Consider the following 26,596-nt stretch of genomic DNA (forward strand, 5'->3'; position numbering starts at 1 on the left):
AAACGTTACCGCTGGCCCCTTGCTGGTGATGGTTTCTAATTCAGCCGTCCTTGCGGATGACTTCGTTTTTCGGATCGTAAGGGCTGTCGACAGTGACCTCGGCATCCCATAGCTTATCCTGCATTTTAACCTTCAGCTTTGTGCCCGGTTCGGCCAGTTCGGGGCAGACATAGGCCATCCCAATCGACTTACCAAAGGCCACCGAATAGCCACCCGAGGTAAGGCGCCCGACACGTTCACCATCAGCGGTATAAAGCACCTCGCGGCCCCACGGGTCGGCATCCTCGGGCCCGTCGATCAAAAGCGTGCAGCATTTCACCCGCACACCGGTTTCTACCAGCTTGGCCTTGCCGTGGAAATCTTTCTCAAGATCAACAAACCGCGGCAGGTCAGCTTCAAGTGGCGTGGCATCGCGTCCCAACTCGTTGCCAAAGGCACGATAGGATTTTTCCTGCCGCAACCAGTTCTGTGCCCGTGCGCCAACCAGTTTCATACCGTGTTTTTCACCGGCCTTTTCGAGCAGATCGAACAGGTAATTCTGCATCTCGATCGGGTGGTGCAATTCCCAGCCCAATTCGCCGGTATAGGCCACGCGAATGGCGTTGACCGGACACATGCCCAGCTCGATCTTGCGCGCGGTCAGCCACGGGAAGCGCTTGTTCGAAAGCGCCGTTTCCGGATCGGCATCCTTGATGACCTCTTTCAGGACATCGCGCGATTTCGGCCCAGCGATGGCGAAAACGCCCCATTGCGTGGTGACGTCCTGAATTTCGATATAACCGAAATCCTTTGCCTTATCCTCGGCTGCCTTGCGCAAATAATCAGCGTCATATTCTGTCCAGGCACCGGCGCTGACGAGGTAATAGTTGTCTTCGCCATTGCGCACGATGGTGTATTCGGTGCGTGTGGTGCCGTGATCGGTCAGCGCATAGGTCAGGTTGATGCGCCCGACTTTGGGCAGCTTGTTACAAGTGAACCAATCCAGGAATGCTGTTGCACCGGGCCCCTTGACCACGTGCTTGGTAAAGGCCGAGGCATCAATAAGGCCAACGCCTTCGCGGATCGCTTTGGCCTCTTCCACCGCATGTTGCCACCAGCCGCCGCGCCGGAAGCTGCGGGCATCGTGGTCGAAATTCTCGGGTGCATCAAGCGGGCCGAAATAGTTGGGCCGCTCCCAGCCATTCACGAAGCCGAACTGCGCGCCGCGTGCTTTCTGGCGGTCATAGGCCGGCACCGTACGAAGCGGACGGCAAGCGGGGCGCTCTTCATCCGGGTGGTGCAGGATATAGACGTGATCGTAGCATTCTTCGTTCTTGCGCGCGGCAAATTCGGTGGTCATCCAGTTCGACGAATAGCGTTTAGGGTCTAGTGAGGCCATGTCGATTTCGGCCTCGCCATTCACCATCAACTGCGCCAGAAAGTACCCCGTACCACCCGCGGCGGTAATACCAAAGCTGAAGCCTTCGGCCAGCCACATGTTGCGCAGCCCCGGCGCCGGGCCAACCAGCGGGTTGCCGTCGGGCGTGTAACAGATCGGCCCGTTGAAATCGTCCTTGAGGCCGGAGTCTTCGCAGGACGGAATGCGGTGGATCATCGCCATGTACTGCTCTTCGATCCGCTCAAGATCGAGCGGAAAGAGGTCGGCGCGGAAGCTGTCGGGCACGCCGTATTCAAAGCAGGCCGGGGCGTTCTTCTCATAAACGCCCAAAATCCAGCCGCCGCGCTCTTCGCGGACGTAGGATTGTGCGTCGGCATCGCGGATTACCGGGTGTTCTTTGCCGCCATTCGCACGGTATTCGACCAATGCCGGGTCTTTGTCCATCACGATGAACTGATGCTCGACCGGGATCGCGGGGATCTTGATGCCAAGCTTTTTCGCCGTGGTCTGAGCGTGGTTGCCAGAGGCGGTGACAACATGCTTGGCGGTGATGACGATCTGTTCGTCGCCGGGCACAAGGTTGCCGCCCTTCTCGATCATTTTGGTACAGGTCACCTCCCAATGGCTGCCGTTCCAGTGAAACGCGTCCGCCTGCCATTTGCGCTCGATCATGACACCACGCTGGCGCGCGCCCTTGGCCATCGCTTGAGTGACATCGGCGGGGTTAATATAGCCGTCGGTGTTGTGGTAAATTGCGCCTTCAAGGTCTTCGGTGTTGATCAGCGGCCAGCGCGCCTTGATCTCATCGGGGGTCAGCCATTCGTAAGGGACACCACAGGTTTCGGCGGTGGAGGCATAAAGCATATACTCGTCCATCCGCTCTTTCGTCTGGGCCATGCGCAGGTTGCCCACAACAGCAAACCCGGCATTCAGGCCGGTTTCTTCCTCAAGCGTCTTGTAGAAATCGACCGAGTATTTGTGGATATGGGTGGTCGCATAGGACATGTTGAACAAAGGCAGCAGGCCTGCGGCGTGCCAGGTTGACCCGCTTGTCAGTTCATCGCGCTCCAACAGCATCACATCGTCCCACCCAGCCTTGGCCAGATGATAAGCAATCGAGGTGCCGACGGCACCACCGCCGACGACGAGGGCTTTGACATTGGTTTTCATCTGCAGCGACTCCCTTGGTGCTAAGCTTTGGAAGGATATTTATCAAACCTGCAACGCTATGCGCAGCCTAGCCGACGCTAGATCGCGCAAAACCGACGTCACCACCGGATTGCGGGTCTGGAAACAGGGCCGCGTTGCATGAAATTGCAGAACCGGCGCGCGGGCCGCACGCTGCAACAGGTGGCATCTGCGCCGCAGCGTGCTATTCGCCGAACGCCACACCTTCGCGACGCGGATCGGCGCCGCCCAGCAGGGTTTCACCAATCGAAATCGCATGCAAACCTGAGGTTAATTCGCGTTGATTGACTTCATACCCCAACGCTTCAAGTGGTTTGGTAAATGATTCAGCGGCAGTGCCTGCCTCGACGTCATAGGTGCCAAAGCGATTAACAAGATGCGGCAAGCTTACGGCCTGCTGCACATTCATATTCCAGTCCAGATGCGCAATGATCGTCTTGGCAACATAACCTATGATCCGGCTTCCCCCCGGACTGCCCACGACCAGAACTGGTTTACCATCCCTTGTCACAATCGTCGGCGACATTGACGATCGCGGCCGCTTGCCCGGCTCGACCCGGTTCGCAATCGGCACACCACTGACGTGGCTGCGAAAAGAAAAATCCGTAAGTTCGTTGTTCAGCAAAAAGCCTCGCACCATAAGCCTTGATCCGAATCCGTTCTCGATCGTCGTGGTCATGGATAAGGCATTGCCATATTGGTCCACGATTGAAATATGAGAAGTCGAAGGGAATTCGATTGCCGTATCATCCGCCCAATTCAGGGTGTGATCGAATTCGGGATTGCCAGGGGTAACCTCGGGCAGCGCATCATCCCCTGCCAGCAGCTCGGCCCGTTTCGACAAATAGTCGTTTTCGACCAAACCTTTTGTCGGCACCGGTACAAAATCGCTGTCTGCCATATAGCGTCCACGGTCAGCAAAGGCCAACCGGCTGGCATCCCCAATCAGCCGCCAGGTGACCGGATCTTCGGGGCCCGAATTGCTCAGGTCGAACCCTTTCAGAAGCCCCAGAATTTGCCCCACAGTCAACGCACCAGACGAGGGCGGACCCATTCCGCAAACGTCAAACTCCCGGTAATCCACGCAAACCGGAGTACGTTCCTTGATAGTGTAAATCGCCAAATCCAGTTCACTCAAGACGCCAGGGTTTTCTTCGACAGCTTGAACAGCCTCAACGATATCACGGGCGATTTCGCCGGTATAAAATTCATCCGCTCCGTCGCGGGCCAGAACCCTCAATGTGTTTGCATAGCTGGGGTTTCGGAGATATTGCCCCGCTTGCAGCGGCTTTCCGTTTACGAAGAAATAGTCACGGGTTTTCTGGAATCGTGACAACCGCTCTTGGTCGGCCGCAACCATACTGGCCAGTCGCGGGCTTACTTCGAATCCCTGTTCGGCCAGATACACCGCATCTGCAAAAAGATCGGCCCAGTCCGCGCGCCCCCACCGATCATGAGCCTTTTGCAACAACGCGGGCGTTCCGGGCACGCCCACCGAGCGCCCGCCGACAACGGCGCCAAAGAAAGCCAGGGGTTCACCGGCATCATCCTGAAACAACAAAGGAGTAGCGGCCAGCGGGGCAGTTTCGCGACCATCCAGTGTAGTCATTTCTCCGGTGGCACCATCATACCAGACAAGAAATGCGCCACCGCCCAGACCCGAGCTTTGTGGCTCAACCAGCCCCAGCACGGCTTGCACTGCGATCATCGCGTCAGCAGCTGTTCCGCCCGCGCGCAACACCTTCGCACCGGACTCAACCGCTAAGGGATTGGCCGCAGCCACCATCCAGTTTTTCGCCTCAACCGGGTGCCCTGATGATTTGGATTTTAGCGCTTCAGCAAGCTCAGGCGATACCGAAACAATACCGGAACCGCCAGTTTCAGGCGCGACAGCATCGGCTGCATCCTGCGCAACGGCGCCCCCCGCTAAAAGCAGAAAACCTATCACCAAACGCAATGCACTCATGATTTGCCTCCCACAATTCCTTTGTGCAGCAATGACCAACGGCAGCTACAGCATTGCCGGTACGACCTGATCAGGCGGGCGATGACCGTCGTCGAACGTCTTGATATTCACGATCACCTTCTCGCCCATTTCGATACGGCCCTCGGTGGTTGCCGATCCCATGTGCGGCAACAGCACAACATTCTTGAGCTCACGAAGACGTGGATTTACCTCGCTGCCATTCTCATAAACATCAAGGCCCGCGCCCGCGATCTCATGCGTGCGCAGCATCCTGGTCAGTGCGTTTTCATCAATCACCTCGCCACGCGATGTATTCACAATCACCGCATCGAGTTTCATCAGCTTCAGGCGTCGGGCATTCATCAGGTGAAACGTTGACGGGGTATGCGGGCAGTTCACACTGATCACATCCATGCGCGCCACCATCTGATCCAGGCTTTCCCAATATGTGGCGTCCAGTTCATCTTCAATTTCAGAACGCAATCGATGGCGGTTGTGATAATGAACCTGCATTCCGAACGCCGCAGCACGGCGCGCCACGGCCTGCCCGATCCGCCCCATACCCAGAATTCCCAGGCGCCGCCCTGCCACACGCCCCCCCAGCAATGCCGTCGGTGACCAGCCTTCCCAGTCTCCCGATTGCATGACAGCCAGACCTTCAGGTATCCGCCGGGTCACGGCAAGTACCAACGCCATGGTCATGTCCGCCGTATCATCCGCAGAGACGCCCGGCGTGTTAGAAACGAGAATACCATGCTGACGGGCCGTCTGGACATCAATGTGGTCCACACCAGCGCCGTAGTTTGCAATCAATTTCAGCTGATCACCCGCCTGCGCGATCAGAGTGGCATCGATTCGATCACTCAGCGTCGGCACTAAAACGTCTGCCTGTTTCACAGCTTGGACAAGTTCATGGCGAGACATCGGCTGATCATCCTCGCGCAACTGAACATCAAACAGCTCGCTTAACCGTTTCTCGACCGTTTCAGGCAACCGTCGCGTAACAACAACACTCAAGCGGGTAGATGACATTTAGCCCCTCCTCGTTCTTCCAATTTATGCGCGTTGCTGCCAGAGTGGCGCAGGAATGATCGGGGCACAAGAACCCCTTACATATTGTTGAGCAGAAATCGGACCATGAACCCTAAATCAGTCATTTCTTGCGCCTTGGCAGTGGGGTTGACCCTGTCATCTCAGGTTTGGGCACAGGAAAAAGGGCCTGTCACGAACCTGCCCTTGCCCCGGTTTGTTTCGATGAAAGCCAACGAAGGCAATGTGCGCAGGGGGCCCAGTATGACCCACCGCATCGACTGGGTTTTCAAGCGCAAGGACGTACCACTGGAAATCACAGCAGAACACGGCCACTGGCGGCGCGTACGTGACCGCGAGGGCGCGGGGGGCTGGGTGCACTACTCGCTATTGTCAGGTGTCCGGACAGTCCTTGTGGAAAAAGACATGCTGAACTTGCTATCAAAACCAGAACAGGGCGCTATCCCTGTAGCGCGCCTTGAACTCGGTGTAATTGCCCGGGTAGAAAAATGCGACATCGACTGGTGCCGCCTGTCTGCCGACGGATACAAAGGCTGGGCGGTCAAAGCAAACCTGTGGGGCGTCGGGCCCACCGAAATATTAGACTGACACAGACCCTGCAAAAATCTTCAAATGGTGCCCCAAAGATCGCTGCAGCCGTCTAAATTGATGGGCAATCCAATTGTGGAAAATTTTTTACCTTTCTGCTCTTGAACCCTTGCCATGACCAGAGTAATTAGCGCGTCACTATTGGGGTGTGGCCTAGCGGTAGGGCAACTGTTTTTGGTACAGGAGATCGTAGGTTCGAATCCTACCACCCCAGCCAACAACTTATTGAAATTAAACAACAAAATACCTTTAAAGGTTTTCTCGCGACGTGTCTGCGGGTTACGAATGCCGGTACGTGACAGAGACTCCGATTCACGCCGAAATGGAGCCTGAAATGGCCTCGAGTCTCTGTTTGGAATTCCCACGGTACGAGTTTGCGGCCAGTCCGGTTGTTTGCCAGAGTGCAATTGCATCGGAATAATTGCACCGGGCCGAAATCTACATTGCAGAGACCCAAATGTTAAAAAGCCAAAACCTCAGTCCGTCCGAACTGTACGACCTCGTGTGGTCCAAACCCATGACAGTGTTGGCGAAAGAGTTTGGAATCTCCGATCAGGGATTGGCCAAGATCTGTCGCCGCAATGACATTCCGACACCTGAGAGGTTATTGGGCCAAACTCCAGGCCGGCAAGCAGGTCCATGTGCAACCGCTTTCCGCGCATCTTCGCGACAGTAAAACAAAGATCACCATTCAGGCCACCGAGCCCAAACCGAAGCTGAAACCCGTGCCCAAGCCGGAAAAATCGTCGGACTGTCTGACGTCAGCGCCAACGGGCCAAATTGGGGCTAATTGATAAGGGAGGATTTCTGGCTCATCGTAAACACCAAGGAGTGGAGATGAGACAGACATCCGGAACACGTAAGAGCCACGGCGAGAAGGTCGTCAAAGACATCCGCCGAGCGACACGCATATCCCCTTTATAGGAGCTCTTTCCCTTAGAGGGGTTTTTATGGCAGGGGGGTAAGCACAGAGGGTTCCAGCAGGGAGCACTCTAGGCCCTGGATGGTCCTAAACACGGTCTGGAATGCTGGGGGTATTAACGGGGGCTTTTTGGGCCCTGGAGAGGCCCTGAGGCCCTTATTCCACAATGTCTAAGGAAGTAGGCTGGGGTGGTAGGAAACCCAGCGGGGTGATCCCTTTCATCGGCTTACCCAGCCAAGGTCAGAAACTGGGGCAGTTATCCGTTCTGCAGTAGAATCGACAGCTTCCTTAATGGCCACCTTCTTCCCTCTGAATGTTACGAGACCAGCCGAAGCATCGGAAAGTTCCGATCGAAGCTTTTTCGTGGCGCTGCGTTCTAGAGACAATTTCGTAGTGGTATCAGCCAACTCGCCACGGAGTTTTCTGGTTGTTGCACGCTCTGAGGACAAGTCGGTTGTGGCGTCCGCCAGTTCGCCACGCAGCTGTTTTTTAGCTGTCCGCTGCTCCGCTAAATCCGTGGTTAATGATGCCACTTCATCCGCATGCTGCAGCGCGACAGTTCTGATCCCAGTGACCGCTCTGAATGCAGACGATGCCACTTGGTAGAATGCTCCACCAACGAACATGCTAACATTCAAAGTGACCGATAATATCAGCAGAATTACGACCAGTAATTTGGAAATAGACTTAATGAATTTCACGATAGACCCCAGCGTTAATAGTTTAACGACAGTGAACCGTTTGTAGTTGTTGAATGCAAGAAAGCTACGTCTAGGTTTTGATACTGGATGGGCGTCACTATCGGGCCTACCAGACAAGCATCCCCTTGCGAAGTCTACGGGGCATTAGATATGCCTTTGTAAGAATTATATATTCCCCCAGAATAAAACCGAGAAAAAGCAGGCATCTATACAAACTGTCTGACGTCAGCGCTCATGGGACAGTTTAGGGGGCTAGGGCAGTGGGAGTTTCATTCAGTCCGCACCACTCCGCAATGAACAGCGCAAGAAGCACCGTAAGCTTGCGGATGGAGTCAAGTTCAACCCGTTCGTCGAAGCCATGGATGTTTTCTGCCCGCGGCCCGATGCAGAAGGCAGGCACACCATAGTAAAGCCCATAGAAGCGCGTGTCGGTCAGCGCGGTCATCTTGTTCTCTTTCATTTTCTGGCCTGCCCCAAAGACCTTCTCGTAGGCTCCTTGCATAACTGCGAGCGGGGGGTCAGCGGTGTCGTCCAACACATACCCTTCGGCCTGAAACCCGTTCCAGATCACTTCGGGCGGGTTGTTGGACAGGAAGGGATGATCGCGGGATGCAGCCGCGACACAGGCGGCGATCTCGGCTTTCGCCGTCTCCAGATCCTGACCAGGCAAAACCCCCATGCGGCAATCCACATCACACCAGGCAGGGACGCTTGATGCCCAGTCGCCGCCCCGGATCTTGCCCGCGTTGAAGTTTAGTGGGTGCCGCACGTCCTTGTAGACAGGGTGTTTGGCGGCGCGCGCGTTCCATTCTGTCTCCAGCTCCTGAAGCGCTCGGACTACGTCATAGCTGGCCATGATCGCGTTCGAGCCTTCCCCTGCAACAGCCACATGCACAGGCCGCCCACGCACCCGCAGACGGAACCAGAGTACGCCGATCTGGGCACGATTAATCTGAAAGTCCGACGGTTCCGGCAAAACCGCCACATCCGCCCTGTATCCGCGTTGCAAAGTGGATAAAGCGCCGAGCCCGGTGCTCTCTTCCTCGATCACCGACTGGAAATGCAGGATCGCCGCCGGTTCAAACCCGGCCCGCGCCAGAGCGTCCAGCGCAAAAAGAGCGGCGGCGGTTCCGGCCTTCATGTCGCCCGCACCACGGCCATACATCCAGCCATCGCGTATTACCGGCTCGAAGGGCGGGTCGGTCCACATGTCGGAAGGCCCCGTGGGAACCACATCGAGATGGCCCTGCAGGATCAGTGAGCGGCCCTTGGTTTTTCTGGGATGGTGGCTGCCCACCACGCTACGCGCGCGGGAAAAATCGCCGTGGATCTGACCAAAGCCATCCAGATGCTCGAGATCGGACAGATCGATTGTCCAATCATCTACCTTGTAACCGCGTGCGCGCAGTGCCGCAGCGATATAATCCTGTGCGGGGCCTTCCTCGAAGCGCAGACTGGGGATGCGAACGAAATCTGCCAAAAATCGTATCTGGTCATCAAATCCAGCATCTACGGCTGCTTCTATCAGATCAACAGTTGCGGCGGTCAAGTTGGAGCTTGAAGCCTGGTTGGTCGGGGACATGCTGTGCGCTCCTTCGGATTCCGAAGGGTCATATTGGAAGAGTAGGGCAACCACGTCAATCACCGGGGCTTTGTCAGACGAACCCTGCAATCATGTAGAACTTTCGCATGGTCTGGGTATTTTCCCACGTGCAGGGGCTGCCTTTGGGAATGAAGAAGGTATCACCGGCAGTGAACGTCTCGGATCGCCCGTCCGGTTGGGTGAGCGTCACCGACCCCGAAATGATGTGCATCATCTCGTGAACCGGGTAGCCGTCCGGGTAGTCCTCGCGGGCGGGGGCACATTCCCATACGCCTGACAACAACCTCTCATCTTCGGATGCGTAGGCGAACAGGTTCATTTCGGTCTTGTCGCCGGTTGTGAAGCTGCTTGGATTGGTAAATTCCGACGGCGTCATCCCCTCGGGATTGGGCGTGAGTCTGAAGGTGCTTGCAGTCATCAATCTTCTCCTGTTGGGTGAAATAGCGCGGCGATATCGAGACGGTGCGCCTATATCCCTTGAAACATGATCGGGTGGGATGTCTTTATCCCGGATCAGGCCTTGTATTTTTTCCATGCGGTCTCCAATCCGAGCCGCAGAATGCCGACCAACGTGTCAATCTGTTTGGTGGTTATCGTCAATGGCGGTGACAGGACGGCCGAAGAATATACCGGACGCAGCAAAAGACCGTTTTCCTGGCAAATGTCATCGACCTCTAACAGAAAGTTCATGTCGCGCTCATTGTCCGGTTTATCCGGATCAAGGCAACATTCGACCCCGGCCATCAGGCCTTTCACCCTAATGTCCCGGACCATCGGCAGATCGGCAAGTTCCTGCAGGCGTTTTTCAAAATGGGGCGCCACGTTGTGGACGTGATCAAGCAGCGCGTCGCGTTCGAATATGTCGAGGTTCGCAAGCGCCGCCGCCGCTGCAACCGGATGGCCCGAATAGGTGAAGCCGCTGAAAAACCCTTTTGACTCATTCCCCGCCGCCTTGATGTCCACCATCAGTCGATCAGATATGAACAAGGCCCCCATCGGCACATAGCCTGAGGTCAGCCCCTTGGCCGTGGTCAGCATATCAGGCTCGACCCCAAAGACATCTTTGCTGGCAAAGTAATGGCCAAGACGGCCAAATGCGGTCACCACCTCATCGGCGATGAAGAGCACATCATGTTTGCGGCACACCTCATGGCAACGCTGGTAATAGCCTTCGGGCGGGATGATGACTCCACCAGATGCCAGAACCGGTTCGGCAATGAAGGCCGCAACCTTGTCGGCGCCCAGTTCCAGGATCTTGCGCTCCAGATCCTCGACTTTCTGGTCGCAGAAACCCTCGGTCGACATGCCGGCCGGGCGCAGGGCCGGATTGGGGTTTTGGATCAGGTGGACCCGATCCTCGACCATATCCATGTTGGCCTTTTCCAGCATCTTACCCGAACAGGATGCGGACAGGTAGGTGCTGCCGTGATAGGCTCCGACGCGCGAGATAATGTGCTTTTTCTCAGGGCGGCCAAGGCAATTGTTGTAGAAAAATACGAAGCGAAGCGCCGAGTCGACAGCCGTCGATCCGCCGGTGGTGAAAAACACGTTGTTGAGATCGCCGGGGGCAAGGGCGGCCAACCTTTCGGCAAGGATAGCTGCAGGTGCGGCTGTGGCTGACCAGGGTGAAAAATAGCTCAGATCCCGCATTTGCGCGGCGACCGCTTCGACGATCTCTTCACGGCCATGGCCGACATTCACGCACCACATTCCACCGGGGCCATCAATCAGCCGATTGCCATCGCTGTCGGTGATGTAGATCCCCTCAGCTTTGGCAATGACTGTCCGTGCCTCAGAGCCAATGGCGGTGACGTCTTCCCACGGGTGCATAAAGTGCCGGTCTTTAGCCTGAATTTTTATGGTCGCTTCGGTGTGTTCCGTTGCCATGGTTTTCGGTCCTTTCTCCGGCCAGTGGCCGTTCATATTTGTGTTCCGACGCGAAGCCCTTCGAGAACGGCCTCTTCTACGGTTCTGGGGCAAAGGCAGTCGCCGATCATATGATTTTCGCCGCTCCACTCCCCGAGGCTGTCGGCAAGCGAAGTATCCGGCCTGTTGCCAAGCGCCGTGACGACGGTATCAATGCCTTCAAGCACGATGGGTTCCCCGCTCAGGGTGTGCTGGAAATAGGCGCAGTCATTGTCTGCCCCAAAAAACCGGGCATAGGGGATGATCTCGACCCCAAGCCGGTGCAGGTCGCCCAACCATTTGTCGCGCGCATATTGCGGGATCAACTGACCGGCCATTGTACCATTTACCGCAAGGCGTACATGGCATCCGTCGCGGGCCAGCCGTTCGGCCAGACCCAGCCCGACCCAGTCGCAACGCCAGTCTGTAATTGCAACTCGACTACCGACATTGGCCTCGCCTTGCAGCACCTGCCAGGCGGTCACGACATGGGCTTCGTCGCTGCCTTCCAAATGCGGGGTGAACAGCGTAGCCCCAGTGGCAAGGATCAGTACGTCCGGTGCGACACCTTCTATCAGATCTGGTGTCACTTCACGGTTCAGATGAACTTCAACGCCTGCTGCGGACATCTCACGGGCAAGGTTTTGGGTGACACCGCCGAACTCGGCCCGCCCGGGGAGAAGTTGCGCAAGCCCGATCTGGCCGCCCAACTGGTCAGACGCTTCGTAGAGCGCTACCTCGTGTCCACGCTCTGCCGCGACCGCAGCGGCCTTCATCCCCGCCGGCCCACCGCCGACAACCATGATCTGACGCGAAGATTTTGCCGGTTTGCGAGGATAGAACTCCAGCTCGCGCCCGGTTTCGGGGTGTTGAATGCACGAGATCGGATAGCCGTTCAGCATATGGCCAATACAGGCCTGGTTGCAGGCCACACAGGCGCGGATGGTATCAGCCTTTCCTGCGCTTGTCTTGGCGGGCATTTCTGGATCAGCGATCATGGCCCGGGTCATGCCGCACATGTCAGCCTGCCCGCTGGCCAGAATTTCCTCGGCGATCTGGGGCTGATTGATCCTGCCTGCCACGAATACCGGGATTTCAGTTCGCGCGCGAATGGCTGCTGCCAGGGGTGCCGTATAGGCCGTTTCGATCGCCATCGGGGGAACGATATGGACCGACCCGGCCAGCCCCGCCGATGTGCCTGCGGTCACGTTCAGGTAGTCAAGAACGCCGTCATTGGCCAAGGCTTCTGCAATCTCAAGGAATTCTGCGCTTTGCAGTCCAACATGGTCTTTCTCTTCGCCAGACAAACGCATGCCGATAGTCAAATCCTGTCCCGCGCCCCGGCGTACCGCGGTCAGCACCTCGCGGGCAAAACGCAATCGATTGTCGAAACTGCCACCGTATTCATCTGACCGGACATTGACGCGAGGGTTGAAGAATTGGGCGATCAGGTAACCGTGCGAGGCAACAACCTCGATCCCATCCAATCCGGCCTGTTGGATGCGCCCGGCCGCTGACTCAAATCCGGCAACAATATCCTTGATCAATGCGGCCGGCATTTCACGGGGCATGACATGAAACCGCTCGTTCGGAATCGCTGAAGGGGCCACTGCTACGGCCAGTGTGCCGTCAGCCGCCAGGGGCATTTCACGCCCTGGGTGTGACAACTGGGCAAAGACCTTGCAGCCGAAAGGATGGCAGGCCTCGGCAATGCGACGGTAGCCTGGAATGCAGGCGTCCTCAAAGGCGCGGATGGCCGGTCGACCGCTGTCACCAGAGACATGCGCGCGTGCCGCTTCAACGATGATCAGCCCAACTCCCCCTTCGGCGCGGGCTTTGTGGTAGGCCACCATGGCATCGCTGGGCTGGCCGTCTTTCAGCAAGACGGTCATGTGCCCGGTCGAGAAAATGCGGTTTTGCAGCGTCGTTGGTCCAACCGACAATGGTGAGAACAGGTTTTCGAAAGCGCGTGCCATTACTCGTGCCGTTTTTCGTTCGAGTTTCGCGCGTCACGCAACCGCGACAGGTTCTGGTGCCGCGCCGTACAGGAATTGCACTCCTCGGTTACTGTAATGGCAGATGGCTGATCGTGTGCACTGGTGGATGTTTTCATCCAAATCAAGCCGCCCGCCCAAGCGAACGCAACAATTGCCATCAGGATTATCCGGGGTCGGTTCACTCGATGTCCATCCTCAGATAGTTCATCATCGGTTCGACGCTGTTCTTTTCGCCGGATATTTCCAAATTCAGAAACTCAACGGCCGCGACCTCGTGTTCGGTCAACAGTTTCAGACGCGGGAGGTCCTCTGGCGGGGCCATTGCCTCAAGTCGCTGGAAGTCTTCGATATAGCCCGGAAAGACGCGCGCAAACTCTGCAAGAAGTGCACCCCATGGTTTCGCAGCTTTCCGCGCCATTTTGCGGCCAGACCGGAACAGGTCGTCTTCGCATCTGGGGATCAGGCCATGTTTGCGGATCAGCGGCAAGGTCACCTTGGCGGCGTGGTCTTCAACCGCCGCCAACAGGTGCAACTTTTCCCGCTGGCTGGGGTGTTCCGACCACTCTGCGAGGCCGTTGAAAAAGGCCTCACCCTCTATTTCCTCTTCATAATAAAGAAGGAGCGTATTGAGATATGCCTGTGTCGGGGCTGGTGTCATGCGTGGCGTCCTTGATCTAGCCCATGTCGGGCGGCATATCGCCGACATCGATCCGGTCGTGTTTCAGAGGTTCGTCAGCGTCAACCTCCGCGTCCAGTTCGCGGGCGTATTTGTGGCCTGCATAGGTGGCTGCTGCGATGATGGCGGGGGCTTCACAGTCACCGATCCGTTTCAGGGTAAAGGGAAGTTTCTCGGTCTGCCCATCCACCTTGGCCAGAAGCTCGTGGTAGAGTGCGTCGTTGGGGCGTCGCTGGGTGACCATGACCACCGAGCGGGCGACAAGCGGTTTTTCCTGACCTGAATATTTACAGGTCAGGATTGCGGTATCGCCGTCATAGCTTTGCAGGCTGTGGGAAACGATCGTCTCGACGCCCAGTTTCATCAGGTGGGTGCGCACGCGCCAGCGCTCAGATGTCTTGCCGGCCCAGTCTGAAATATTGTCCGCAGGCGTTGCGATGGCTACGTCCAGATCTTCCCGGCACAACTTTTCCGCGATTACACCGCCCAGATAATAGCCGTCTTCATCATAGACCAGCACCGGACCCTTGGGCACCAGGCCATTCATGATGTCATCGGGTGTCAGGATGTCGGGGCTCGTGCCGGAAGCGGCAACCGATACATAGGCCTCGCCGTTGAAACGCTCTTTGCGCCATATGGCGCCGGTTGCTATGGCAACGTGGCCGGCCTCGAAAGCCATAACATCCTCAACGGTCAACGCGCTTTCGCGGTAGACCTCGACATTGGTCATCTCAAGCAGTTCCTGTTCGCGATAGTTGCGCACGCGGGCGTATTCGCTCATCCCCGGCAGCGCACATTCGCGGGTAACCCGTCCTCCCAGATCGCGGGATGCCTCGGCCAGAGTCACGCGGTAGCCGCGTTCACCAAGGGCTCGGGCCGCTTCCAACCCGGCGGGACCGGCGCCAACGATCAGGACAGAACTGTCCGAGCCCTTGGGGGCGATCTTTTCCGGGTGCCAGCCCTTGCGCCATTCCTCGCCCATGGTCGGGTTTTGCGTGCAGCGGATCGGCACGCCAATTGAATCGCCCGAATAGCAAACGTTGCAGCCGATGCATTCGCGGATTGAATCGATACGCCCTTCTTGGATTTTCTTTGGCAGGAACGGGTCGGCAATGGATGGCCGCGCCGCACCTATAAAATCGACGATCCCGCGCTTTAGCTGGCTGAGCATCGTGTCGGGTGAAGTGAAGCGGCCAACGGTGACGACCGGTTTGGTCGTCTTGGATTTCACAAAATCCATGTACGGCTCAAGCGGGGCTTCCTTGACGAAGCGCGACACCCCCATCTCCAGCGAGTAATCGGCGATATTGATATCCCAGAGGTCGGGCATTTCGGCCAGCATTTCGAACATGTCGCGCCGCTCACCGTGGATCGGCACGCCATCTTCACCGATGCGTTCGTCGGCAGCAAAGCGCACGGCAACGGCACAACGGTCCCCCACGGCGTCTTTGGTTTCCTCGATAAGTTCCCGCACCAGCCGGGTGCGGTTTTCCATTGAACCGCCATATTCGTCACTGCGGGTATTTATGCGCGGGTTGAGGAAGTTCGAGATCAGGTAGCCGTGCGTCGCGTAAACATAGACGATGTCAAACCCTGCATCGCGCGCCCGAAGGGCAGCGCGCTTGTGCCAGTGGCGAAAGGTCTTGATGTCAGTCTTGTCCATTGCGCGGGATTGAAACGGATTGCCGACCGCGTTGGGAAAACTATCAAGTTCCAGCGCGACCTCGCGGGTCATCATGTTCGAGGTCCGGATGCCGCCATACCAAAGCTCGGCCCCGGCAAGCGCGCCGTGCACATGCACCTTTTCGGTCATCAGCCGGTTCGCGCGAATATCTCTGTCATCCCAGAGCGACGCAGACGGGTGCGGCAAGTCGTCGGAACTTGGGTGGATCGAGTTGTATTCAGTGCAGACAACACCCCAGCCGCCCTCGGCTTTGATACCGCGCATTTCAGCCAGCATCCGGGGGCGCAGCCAGCCCATGCCAGTGCAATGGGGGACCTGGTAGAACCGGTTGGGCGCCGTTACCGGGCCGATCTTAACCGGTTCAAACAGGATATCGTAACGCGGGTCTCTTGGCATGGATCAATCTTTGCAATCAGGTGGTTGCGGGTATTCAAAATGCTCGGGAAACAGGCCCGCCAAGTATTCCTTGATGCGTCTCATGGCGTGAAAACGGGTGAATTCCCTAGGATAGATCAGGATGTTGAGCCAGAAGCCATCATAGAGACCTTCAAGTGTCATCGCGACATTTTCAGGGTCAATGTTTTTATAGCCACCTTCTCTGATGATGTCGCGGCACAGACGGGCCGAAAGGTGAAAGCGCTCGGCGTCAATATCAGCAACCAGCTTGCGGTAGGATGCGCGTGCTTTTGCTTCTCCGAAAAAGCCATACCACACAGTGATTTTCTTGCGTTTGCAGATGGTGGGATGAAAGTGAGCGTCAACAATTGCTTCAAGTTTTGCCTCTGGGGCAAGGTTGGCTTTTTCGTAGCTCTCTTTCCAGAACTGGTGATGCTCTTCAGCCAGATAGCGAAGGGTTTCCTCAAACAAGTTCTGTTTGGTCGAGAAATGAAAGTTCGCCAGGCCTAAAGACAGGCCAGCCTCGCGGGTGACTGTCGTCATGGTTGTTCCGGTCAGCCCATATTTGGCGATGCTTTCGATGGTTGCATCGATCAACTGCTGGCGCCGCACCTTTTTTGATGCGGTTCTTGGTTGCTTACCGTTACTATTCGCTACTTTGGAAACGTCGTTCATTCAATTTCCTGAAATTTGGTTGTGAGGTCACGATCGACCGATTTACCCTTTCTCCAAAACAACAAACGCATTGTCTTCCCAACTTATCCAGACAGTACGTTTTTCTTCTGGTGTCCCTTCAGCGCGCTGCCGGTTCTGGGCTGAAATCGCGACGGGATGCGAAATACCGTCCAGTCCCACGTAATAGTGGCTTCGTTCACCAAGATAGGCAGCCTTGTCCATCAGGCCTTGAACTTTGTTACCCATTTGCTGAGGTTCACTTTCGGTCAGGTTCAGCTTTTCAGGCCGGATTGCGATACAGACATCTTCACCCGGGCGCAGTCGCGGGCCGAAGTTCGTCGTAGACACCTCTCCGATCCCTTTGACGTCAACATCGGCAGTGCCATCAGAGATGCCTGTCACCTTGCCATCAAAGAAATTCATCGTGCCGATGAAGCTTGCCACCTCTCGGGTCAGTGGGTTTTCATATAGCCGTGTTGGCGTATCAACCTGCAGGTCCCTACCTTCGGCCATGACAGCGATCCGGTCCGACAGGGTCAGGGCTTCTTCCTGATCGTGTGTCACAAACACGAAGGTGATGCCGACCGTTTTCTGAAGGGCGCGCAGTTCCAGTTGCATTTGTTCGCGCAATTGCTTGTCCAGTGCTCCCAGAGGTTCATCAAGCAGCAGAACCTTGGGTCTGAGGATCAAAGCCCGGGCCAAAGCGATCCTTTGGCGCTGACCGCCTGAAAGCTGATTGGCTTTGCGGTCGCCATAATCCGGCAGCTTGATCAGCTCCAGCATCTCGTCGACCAATTCGTTGCGCTTGTTCTTGGGCAGCTTTTGCTTGCGCAGCCCGTAGGCAATGTTGTCGCGCACATTCAGGTGCGGAAAGATTGCATAGCTCTGGAACACCATATTGACCGGACGTTGATGCGGCGGCACGTCCGACATGGGTTGGCCGTCAATGTAAATCTCGCCGGAAGTGGGGCTTTCAAATCCCGCCAGCATCCTGAGCAGTGTGGTTTTTCCACAACCCGAGGACCCCAGGAGCGAGAAGAATTCTCCTTGGTGAATGTCAATCGACACGTCATCGATTGCCTGGAAAGAACCAAAGAATTTATTGACGTTCCGGATCGAGATATAGGCATCGTTTTGCGTCATTTTTTATCTTCATTTGCAAGGGTTTTGGCTTGTGCATCCCGGTTGATCCATTGCCCGATGAAGACAAGTATGAAGGAGACCACCAGGATGATGGACGCCATGGCCAGAATAGAGGGGAATTCCTTGGGAAACCGCAATTGACCCCAGATATACATCGGCAAGGTCGGGTCGGTGCCGCTGAGGAAAAAGGCCATGATGAATTCATCGAAAGACACCGTGAACGTCAAAAGCAGGCTGGCCAGAATACCGGGGAAGACCATGGGAAATGTCACGCGCCAGAAGGTCCACCAGGCATTCTCACCCAGATCGGCCGAGGCTTCTTCAATCGACCGATCAAAGCCCTCGAACCTTGGGATCAAGGTAGCAATGGAAAAGGGCAGGCAGACGATGACATGCCCGATTGTTACGGTGTAAAGCGACAGCGGAATGCCCAGTTGACTAAGCAATACCAGAAGGGCGACGCCGAAAATGATACCGGGCACGACCAGCGGCAACATTATGAAGCCTACAAGTGGTCCGCGCCCCGGAATGCGATAGCGGGTGATCGCCTTGGCAGCGAACACACCAAACCCGGTCGCGATGAGCGATGTGGTGACGCCGACTTTGACACTGTTCATTAATGCAGCCCAGACCGGCTCGCGGTGGAACAATTCAACATACCATTGCGTGGTGAACCCTGAGAGCGGGAATTTGACATAGATCGAGTCGTTGAAGCTGAACAGCGGAAGAAACAGAACCGGCACGTAAAGCACGATCAGAAATATGGCCGCATAGATCTGCAATGTCCGGTTGGGGCGGCGTATGTAGGATTTTGAGCTCATGATATCCGCTTCCTGACGAAATTGGTAACAAACATGAAAACAAGGGCAATCGTGGCGATTGACAGCATCAGGATGATCGAAAGCGTCGCCCCCATCGGCCAGTTGTTGATCGCGCCAAACTGTTTCTGGATCAGATTGCCGATCATTGCCCCGTCAGGACCCCCCAGAAGTGCCGGGGTGATGTAGTCACCGGTCGTTGGGATGAAGATCAGTAAACTTGCGGAGATCACACCCGGCAAGGAAAGCGGTAATGTGATCCTGAAAAAGCGCCAAACAGGGCCATCGCCAAGGTCCGTCGCGGCCTCAAGCAGCGATTTGTCGATCTTCTCAAGCGACACATACATCGGCAGAATGGCGAAAGCAGCCCAAGCATGCGCCAAGGTGATTACGACGGCCGACTGGCTGTAGAGTAAAAACTCAAGCGGTGTCTTGATCAGGCCAAGTGTCATCAGTGCCGAGTTGATCACACCTTCGTACCCCAGAACCACCTTCCAGGCGAAAACCCTCAAAAGGTAGCTGGTCCAGAATGGCAGGGTGATCAGGACGATCCAGATCATCTTGTTGCGATGAATGTGAAACGCGACAAAGTAAGCCATCGGATAACACAGCAAGACAGTCGCTACGGTGGCCGCGCCGGACATCCAAAGCGAGCGTGTCAGCAGTGCTCCATATATCGGGCGCTCGCCAAAATTCTGATAGTTCGCAAGCGTCAGGCTTGTGTCAAAACCAAAGCCAACCTGCGTCCAGAAGCTCATCACGACGAGTATACCGAATGGTATGGCAACGCCGATGATCATGATCAGAAGCGTAGGCGAAAGAAGAGAGATGCCCCTCGCGGCTTCGGATCTTTGCAGCAGCCCGCTCAGACGTCCGGTTCCCGATGGCTTTGATAAACCTGAGTTGGCAGAGGTGACGCGTTCTCCACTCATGTCAGCCGTGCTCCATCTAGACGCGGTGAGGATTTGCTCAAAAGGCCACCGAAGTGGAGACCGGTGGGCTGTTCAAGTCCGGGCTGGAAAACCCAAGAGAATTCATCCAGCCCGGGTCAGGGTGATCAGAAGCCCGCTTTGATTTCCTCAAACAGAGCGTTCATCTTGGTTTCCCATTCCTGCGTTTGCGGGATCTGGAAATGCCCGGCGGACAGGATATCGGTCGGGGTTTTACTTAGGCCGAGGCCCTTCAATGTTTCCTCATCGAAGGCGTCGAACGACTTTTTGTTCGAATGGCCATAGCCGTAGTCATTGATCATGAACTTACCGCTTTCAACGCTCAGAAGAGAATCGATGATGTCATAGGCACGATCCAGATTCGGCGCGTCCTTGTGGATCATAAGGCCGCAAACCCAGGTCAGCGCCCCCTCTTTGGGATCTGCAAACTTCACCGGAACGCCTTCGGACTTCAAGGTCGTTGCAGAGCTGTTCCAGGTCATCGCGGCAACCATCTCTCCGGATGCGAGCGCCTGCTCCAGCGTGGTTGTGTCATCTGTATAAAGACGGATAAGCGGGCGTTGTGCACGCATCACAGCCGCGATTTTTTCAAACGCTTCGGGTGTTGCGATATCCTCCATGGAGACACCGGCCTTGATCGCGCCACACCACCAGGCGTCGCCGCCCGATGCCAGACTGCCAAGTCGGCCTTTGTAACGCTCATCCCAAAGCATATCCCAGGATTCTTCGCCTTCCAGCTCAAACAGATCGGTGCGGTAGGTGATCGAGGTCTGACCCCAGTCGAACGGCGCAAGATACGGCTTGCCATCCACGATATTGCCTTTGAGGTTGTAAAGCTCGGGCATCACGTCAGCCCAGTTCGACAGGCGCGACGTATCGATGGGCTGGAACAGGCCTGAAGCAATCCAGCGCGGAATGCCCGCATTGCACGGGTGTGAAACATCAACGACATAGCCACCGCGCATTTTCGTAAGCGCCTCTTCGGAGCCGCCAAAAGTAGCAAAATTCGGAAGTTCGCCGTACTTTTCCTTGTAGGGCACGAACAGTTCAGGGATGTCATACCCTCCCCAAGTAAAGAATGTGCCCTGGTCTTCGGCTGCTGCGGTGGCCATTCGTGTGGCCAGAGGAGTTGTCGCAAACCCAATGCCCGCCGCCAGAAGCGATTTGGTGAATTTCCGACGGCTCAACTTACCTTCTTTAAGCGATCCTAACTGATCAACGACGTCCATATTTGCAGTCTCCCTTTTGTTGGCAATTTGGCTTGGGAAAAGCCCTTTTGTTTGATTTCTACATGTTTACACTCAGCAAAAACCAAGTGTTTTTCTTACTTTTTCCCAGCCAAAACATCAATTAATGTAAGTGACCTGTTCAGCCAATCAATTGAATGTTCATTCGATGATTGGGTTGCTTTATGAGTCGAGTCAAGTCAGGATTTGGTGCAGTCACAAACACCCGGCACCTGAGTCACCTGTAGCAGTCTGGCGTGATTCAGCTCCATCAACGGCTCAGGAACCCTGAAATGACTCAGGAACAATACGTTATTCGGATCGAACGAAACGACCCCGCCAATAGGAGTATGCCCAAGATGGAATGCGATCCGGCGTTCTTTAAAATCGCACACGCCCACACAGGTCATGCACATTTATTTCGAAGACCGCGAAATCGCAGACGTCGTGGGGGGTGTGAAACGACGCTCATGCAGGAAGCAAAAACCACCTGGATCAATTTGGACGGATAACAGCGCACAAGTGCCAAAGGACTGATAAATATGACAGAAACCCTTCCTACCCACGCCCAGACCGTCATCATTGGCGGTGGATCGATCGGTTGTAACACCGCTTACCACCTGACCAAATTGGGAATGAAAGACGTGGTGGTGCTGGAGCGCGACCAACTGACCAGCGGCACGACCTGGCACGCCGCGGGTCTGATCGTGGCGGGATTGCTGAAGTCCGAAGCCGAATGCGAAATCTACACCCATGGCCGCGATCTTTATGCCAATCTGGAAAAGGAAACCGGTATGTCGACTGGTTTTCGGGATGTAGGTTACCTGCAGATCGCCAACAACGAAGAACGCGTGCATGAGATGCGTCGGCTTGCCCCCTTCATGCGCCGCCACGGGATCAACATTTATGAAATTTCACCCAAGGAAACGGCGGAACTGTTCCCTATTGGCGACCTGAGCGATGTTTTGGCCGGTTTCTATATCCCTGAAGATGGGCGCGCGAACCCCGTTGATGTCACCATGTCGCTGGCCAAGGGCGCGCGCATGGGCGGGGCCAAGATCTTCGAAGGTGTGACAGTCAGCGAAATCATGGCCAGGAACGGAACCGCGACCGGTGTGCGTACCGTGGACGGGCAGACGATCACGGCAGAAAACGTTGTCATCTGCGGTGGCATGTGGTCACGCCAATTGGGGGCATCCGCAGGGATCAATCTGCCGCTTCAGGCCGCCGAACATTATTACCTGATCACTGAGAATGTCGAAGGCCTCAGCCGCGATTTGCCGGTGCTTGAGGACCCTTCAACCTATACTTATTACCGTGAGGAAATGGGCGGCCTGATGCTGGGCCTGTTTGAACCGGGGGCCGCGCCCTGGAAGCTGGACGCCATCCCCGACGATTTCTCGTTTGGTGAGATTGAGCCGGACTGGGACCGTGTTGGCCCGCATCTTGAGCTGGCCTATAGCCGCGTACCGTCGACGCTGGATATCGGCGTGCGCAAACTGTTTTGCGGCCCGGAAAGCTTTACCCCGGACCTTGCCCCACTGGTCGGCGAGACACCGGAACTGCGCAATTGTTTTGTCGCCTGCGGTATGAATTCTCTGGGCATTCTGAACGGAGCTGGCACGGGCAAAGTTCTGGCGCATTGGATCGTGGATGGCATCCCGCCGATCGATGTCACCGGCATTAACGTCAACCGATTTACCAAGAACGAAGCGACCCGTGCCTTCCGGCGCGACAGGGGACCCGAGCTTCTGGGAAAGATGTTCGGTCAGCATTGCCACAACGAAAGCTTCAACACCGCACGCAACGTCAAACGCTCGGCTCTTTATGATCGGCTCAAGTCCAGAGGGGCTTTTTTCAGTGAAAGCCATAGCTGGGAACTGGCCGACTGGTTCGCGCCAACACCTGAAGAGGCGAAAATCAAGGAATATTCATGGAGTCGGCAGAACTGGTTCAACTGGCACGCCGAGGAACACCGGGCCGCACGCGAGGAAGTGATCGTGATGGACATGTCCTCGATGTCGAAGTTTCTGGTGCAGGGCCGTGATGCGTGCGCCCTGATGGGTCGGCTAAGCTGTAACGAGGTCGATGTAGAGCCGGGCCGTGTGGTCTATACCGCCTGGGTCAACGAAAAAGGCGGGTTCGAAGCCGATCTGACCGTGACCCGGCTTGAGCAGGACAAATACCTGGTCGTCGTCGGCGAAAATTCCCACGGCCACACCGAAATGAGGATGCGCCGCCATATCGGGGCCGAGGAATTCGTCACCATCACTGACATCACGCCGGGCATTACGCAAATCAATGTCCACGGGCCAAACGCGCGCGAGTTGATGCAGCGGGTCAGCTTTGCCGATCTGTCTGACAAGGCGTTCGGGTTCATGACCGCACAGGAAATAGATGTCGGTTATTTCAACCTCCTCGCGATGCGCGTGACATTTGTCGGTGAACTGGGATGGGAGCTGCATGTGCCCGCGCTCCATGCCGTACAGGTTTACGATTTGTTGATGGAAGCCGGGGCCGATCTGGGTGTGCGTGATGCCGGCATGCAGACGCTCGGCTCTCTTCGGCTGGAAAAGGCGTATCGTGACTTCGGGATAGATGTCGACAACACCGACAACCCGATAGAGGCTGGCCTTGGCTTCGCCGTGAAACTGGACAAACCTGGCGGATTCATCGGTCGCGACGCGCTGGCCGAGATCAGGGCGCAAGGCGTGCCTAAAACCCGGATGCTGCAATTTCTGCTGCAAGACCCCGAACCACTGCTTTACGGCAACGAGCTGATCTATCTGAACGACCGAGAGGTCGGGTATATGCAGATCGGCGCCTTTGGTCACACGCTGGGCGGGGCCGTCGGTATAGGGTTTGCTGAAACGGACGAACCCCTGACCGCCGAGACCGTCAACACGGGCAGTTGGGAGGTTGAAGTGGCTGGTGTTCGCATCCCCGCAACCGCCTCGCTCAAACCGCTCTACGATCCTGGCATGGAAAAGATCAAACGTTAGGGTCAGGGCCTAGGCCTGATCCCCAACGCACATTGGCAAGGAACCAAGAAATGGCCCGTGATCCCCGCTATGATATCCTGTTCGAACCGGTTCAGATCGGCCCGGTCACGGCGCCCAACCGGTTCATGCAGGCGCCACATTGCAATGGCATGGGCCGTATGTATCCCGACAGCATGATCGCCATGCGTGGCATGAAAGCCGAAGGCGGGTGGGGCATCGTAGCCACCGAGCAGTGCGATTTTCACCCGACCGGCGATGTGACACCCTTTACCGAAACCCGGCTTTGGGGCGACATGGATGTGCCTTATCTGGCGGGCATGGTGAACGCAGTGCACAAACATGGCGGGCTGGCAGCGGTGGAACTGGTTCACAATGGCCATGACAGCGGCAACATCTACAGCCGCGAAGTGCCCATCGGTCCGATGCACCGTCCCGTCTCATGGCGCGATCACCCGGTACAGGCACGCGCCATGGACCTAAGCGATATCCGTGCCTATCGCCGCTGGCACCGCGAGGCCGCGCTGCGCGCCCGCGACGCAGGGTTCGACATTGTCGTGGTCTATGCCGGGCATGATGGCACGATGCCATCGCATTTCCTGTCACGACGGCACAACCAGCGCGGTGATGAATATGGCGGCAGCCTTGAAAATCGCCTGCGGCTTTATCGCGAACTTCTGGAAGACACGCTTGATGCAGTTGGCGATACCATGGGCGTGATTGCCCGTTTTGCGGTGGATGAGATGATGGGTCCAGATGGTCTAGAATGGCAGCACGAAGGCCGTGACGCGATCGAGATGCTGGCCGAAGTTCCACACATGTGGGACGTCAATGTTTCCAATTGGGAAAACGACTCCATGACCTCGCGCTTCGCGCCAGAGGGCTATCAGGAGGAATATATCGCCTTCGTCAAACAGGTGACCAGCAAACCGGTTTCCACCGTCGGTCGCTATACCTCACCCGACGCGATGGTGTCGGCCATCCGCCGCGGGTTGGTCGACATGATCTGTGCTGCTCGCCCATCGATCGCCGATCCGTTCCTGCCCAACAAGATCAAAGAAGGGCGCATCGAAGATATTCGCGAATGCATTGGCTGCAATATCTGTGCCGCATGGAACAATATCTCGGCCCCCATCCGCTGCACTCAAAACCCCACCATGGGCGAGGAATGGCGCAAAGGCTGGCACCCGGAAAAGATCGCCCCGAAAAGCACGGACTCGCACGTGCTGGTGGTCGGGGCCGGTCCGGCGGGGCTTGAGGCCGCGCATCAACTGGGCAAACGCGGCTACCGCGTAACCTTGGCCGAGGCCACTGCGCAGGCCGGTGGGCGGGTCACCCGGGAAAGCGCCATGCCAAATTTGAATGCCTGGGCGAGGGTCCGGGATTACCGCATGGGCCAAATAGCACCCATGGTGAATGTCGAACTTTACCTCAACAGTGAACTCAGCGCAGATCAGGTGCTGGAATTCGGCGCCGATCACGTGGCGCTGGCCACGGGTGCCACTTGGCGGCGGGATGGCATCGGGCGGCATATCAGGAACCCGATCCCCGGGGTGGTCTCCTCCAACAGCTTCAGCCCCGATGACATCATGGACGGCAAGCGCCCAGAAAAAGGATCCGTCGTGATCTTTGATGATGACCACTATTACATGGGCAGCATGATGGCCGAACTATTGGCGGGCGAAGGCTATCAGGTCTCGCTGGTGACGCCGGGCCTTTGCGTCAGTAGCTGGACCGAGCATTCTTTGGAGCAGGAACATATCGAAAAACGACTGGTCGGCCTGGGTGTGGAAATCCTGCCACGCCACAGCGTATTGTCACTGGGCAGCGGGGGTGTTCAGCTGGAAAACCTCGTGACCGGTGAACTGCTGGCGCGGTCGGGTGCGCTGGTGCCGGTGACCATGCGCCTACCCAACGATGCACTCTATGGCGCGCTGGTTGCGGATCAGAAGAAACTTGACGCGGCCGGCATCAAATCCCTGCGCCGTATTGGGGATTGTTACGGCCCAGCCACCATCGCGGCGGCGGTCTACGAAGGCCACCGTTATGCCCGCGAGCTTGATACCGAGGCTAACCCGGATGGCGTGCCTTTCAAAACCGTGAAATACGATTTGGAACTCGGGGGGTGACCGTCTCGGCGCTCTCCCGGGTGTCCGACCGAAAAGCCGCTGCGAACCCGTATCAGCCTGTCGACTCTGCTTTCAAACCGAAGACAACATACCCTATTTCTACCTCCTTCTGGCTGTCCTGGCCAAGACAGTCGTCACCTTGGCGCTTCAGACCAGTGAATAGTTCAGGCCTGCGTTTGTTGTTGTAATCGGCTATGCGACCTCCTTCTACTTCATGGCACTTGTCTTGAAATTCCTGCCGGTTGGTGTCTTCTATGCCATTTGGTCCGGTCTCGGCACTGCCATGATCGCGATGATGGGAAGGCTAGTTTTCGACCAGCTACCCGGCTTTCCGGCCTATCTGGGAACAGCCCTCATCCTGATCGAGATTTTGGTGATACCGTTCTTTTCCAAAACGGCGAGGCATTGATCATCCGTTTGGACCCCCAATCGTCGTTTTCACATTTCTTGGTCTAGCACCCGCTGCCGCGTTCTCGTGCAGATTTGTTGGAACGCAGATTGGGTCGTTGCAGCGCAGTCCGCGAACTTCTGGCCAATCTCGCATTCTCCCCTTCCGCGACAAGACAGGAATTGACATCCGGTGACACACTTTTTGTTTACGA

18 protein-coding genes, 1 tRNA gene and 1 pseudogene are annotated in these 26,596 nt (G+C 56.4%); 5 read left to right on the forward strand and 15 right to left on the reverse strand.

The features are described from left to right. Positions 1–40 precede the first annotated feature (40 nt). The 3 genes from PEL8287_RS12590 to PEL8287_RS12600 form a co-directional block, all read right to left on the reverse strand. Entirely contained in the window at positions 41–2,548 is a 2,508-nt protein-coding gene (locus tag PEL8287_RS12590) for a GcvT family protein (RefSeq protein ID WP_085892775.1), read from the reverse strand. 202 nt (positions 2,549–2,750) lie between these two features. Beyond that, complete coding sequence (gene ggt / locus PEL8287_RS12595) at positions 2,751–4,532, reverse strand: gamma-glutamyltransferase (protein ID WP_139837792.1); 1,782 nt, start codon at positions 4,530–4,532, stop codon at positions 2,751–2,753. 45 nt (positions 4,533–4,577) lie between these two features. Then, positions 4,578–5,564 carry a 2-hydroxyacid dehydrogenase gene (locus PEL8287_RS12600; RefSeq protein ID WP_085892776.1) on the reverse strand — a complete coding sequence of 329 codons (987 nt, stop codon included), beginning with the start codon at positions 5,562–5,564 and terminating at the stop codon, positions 4,578–4,580. A 105-nt stretch (positions 5,565–5,669) separates the two neighbouring features. Here PEL8287_RS12600 and PEL8287_RS12605 point away from each other — a divergent pair, with 105 nt between their 5' ends. Beyond that, a complete protein-coding gene (locus PEL8287_RS12605) occupies positions 5,670–6,170 on the forward strand; it encodes an SH3 domain-containing protein (protein WP_085892777.1) in 501 nt (166 codons plus the stop codon). Between the two features lie 142 nt (positions 6,171–6,312). Continuing rightward, positions 6,313–6,387: transfer RNA gene (locus tag PEL8287_RS12610), tRNA-Gln, on the forward strand. Between the two features lie 923 nt (positions 6,388–7,310). Here the strand turns inward: PEL8287_RS12610 and PEL8287_RS12620 are convergent. From PEL8287_RS12620 to PEL8287_RS12680, 12 genes are all read right to left on the reverse strand, one after another. Then, the gene (locus PEL8287_RS12620; RefSeq protein WP_139837793.1) at positions 7,311–7,793 is read right to left on the reverse strand and encodes a hypothetical protein; all 483 of its coding nucleotides are present in this window, start codon (positions 7,791–7,793) and stop codon (positions 7,311–7,313) included. 244 nt (positions 7,794–8,037) lie between these two features. Continuing rightward, positions 8,038–9,375, reverse strand: a complete 1,338-nt coding sequence (locus tag PEL8287_RS12625) for an ArgE/DapE family deacylase (protein ID WP_085892942.1) — start codon at positions 9,373–9,375, stop codon at positions 8,038–8,040. A 73-nt stretch (positions 9,376–9,448) separates the two neighbouring features. Beyond that, positions 9,449–9,814, reverse strand: a complete 366-nt coding sequence (locus PEL8287_RS12630; protein WP_176228640.1) for a cupin domain-containing protein — start codon at positions 9,812–9,814, stop codon at positions 9,449–9,451. Positions 9,815–9,909: 95 nt separating this feature from the next. Further along, positions 9,910–11,283 (reverse strand): aminotransferase, encoded by a 1,374-nt coding sequence (locus PEL8287_RS12635; protein ID WP_085892943.1) that lies wholly within the window; start codon positions 11,281–11,283, stop codon positions 9,910–9,912. A 32-nt stretch (positions 11,284–11,315) separates the two neighbouring features. Continuing rightward, complete coding sequence (locus tag PEL8287_RS12640; protein ID WP_085892781.1) at positions 11,316–13,277, reverse strand: oxidoreductase; 1,962 nt, start codon at positions 13,275–13,277, stop codon at positions 11,316–11,318. A gap of 199 nt (positions 13,278–13,476) precedes the next feature. Continuing rightward, complete coding sequence (locus PEL8287_RS12650; protein ID WP_085892783.1) at positions 13,477–13,956, reverse strand: hypothetical protein; 480 nt, start codon at positions 13,954–13,956, stop codon at positions 13,477–13,479. A gap of 16 nt (positions 13,957–13,972) precedes the next feature. Beyond that, complete coding sequence (locus PEL8287_RS12655) at positions 13,973–16,054, reverse strand: oxidoreductase (protein WP_085892784.1); 2,082 nt, start codon at positions 16,052–16,054, stop codon at positions 13,973–13,975. Between the two features lie 3 nt (positions 16,055–16,057). Then, positions 16,058–16,729: a TetR family transcriptional regulator C-terminal domain-containing protein gene (locus PEL8287_RS12660; protein ID WP_085892785.1), complete on the reverse strand. Its 672-nt coding sequence runs from the start codon at positions 16,727–16,729 to the stop codon at positions 16,058–16,060. Positions 16,730–16,771: 42 nt separating this feature from the next. After that, entirely contained in the window at positions 16,772–17,872 is a 1,101-nt protein-coding gene (locus PEL8287_RS12665) for an ABC transporter ATP-binding protein (RefSeq protein WP_085892786.1), read from the reverse strand. Further along, positions 17,869–18,693 carry an ABC transporter permease gene (locus PEL8287_RS12670; RefSeq protein WP_085892787.1) on the reverse strand — a complete coding sequence of 275 codons (825 nt, stop codon included), beginning with the start codon at positions 18,691–18,693 and terminating at the stop codon, positions 17,869–17,871. The genes PEL8287_RS12665 and PEL8287_RS12670 overlap by 4 nt, the downstream gene beginning before the upstream one ends. Further along, complete coding sequence (locus PEL8287_RS12675) at positions 18,690–19,559, reverse strand: ABC transporter permease (RefSeq protein ID WP_370737924.1); 870 nt, start codon at positions 19,557–19,559, stop codon at positions 18,690–18,692. Before PEL8287_RS12675 ends, PEL8287_RS12670 begins: the two co-directional genes overlap by 4 nt. Positions 19,560–19,747: 188 nt before the next feature. Beyond that, positions 19,748–20,869, reverse strand: a complete 1,122-nt coding sequence (locus PEL8287_RS12680) for an ABC transporter substrate-binding protein (RefSeq protein WP_085892789.1) — start codon at positions 20,867–20,869, stop codon at positions 19,748–19,750. 539 nt (positions 20,870–21,408) lie between these two features. On the opposite strand from PEL8287_RS12680, the gene PEL8287_RS12685 reads away from it, so the two are divergent. The 3 genes and pseudogenes from PEL8287_RS12685 to PEL8287_RS12695 form a co-directional block, all read left to right on the forward strand. Continuing rightward, positions 21,409–23,868 carry a GcvT family protein gene (locus tag PEL8287_RS12685; protein WP_085892790.1) on the forward strand — a complete coding sequence of 820 codons (2,460 nt, stop codon included), beginning with the start codon at positions 21,409–21,411 and terminating at the stop codon, positions 23,866–23,868. A 50-nt stretch (positions 23,869–23,918) separates the two neighbouring features. Next, positions 23,919–25,994 (forward strand): oxidoreductase, encoded by a 2,076-nt coding sequence (locus PEL8287_RS12690; RefSeq protein ID WP_085892791.1) that lies wholly within the window; start codon positions 23,919–23,921, stop codon positions 25,992–25,994. A gap of 181 nt (positions 25,995–26,175) precedes the next feature. Continuing rightward, a pseudogene (locus PEL8287_RS12695) lies at positions 26,176–26,403 on the forward strand (DMT family transporter); the annotation flags it as partial. Between the last annotated feature and the right edge of the window lie 193 nt (positions 26,404–26,596).

Origin of the sequence: Roseovarius litorisediminis (genome assembly GCF_900172295.1) — a bacterium.
In the GTDB taxonomy this organism is placed as follows: domain Bacteria; phylum Pseudomonadota; class Alphaproteobacteria; order Rhodobacterales; family Rhodobacteraceae; genus Roseovarius; species Roseovarius litorisediminis.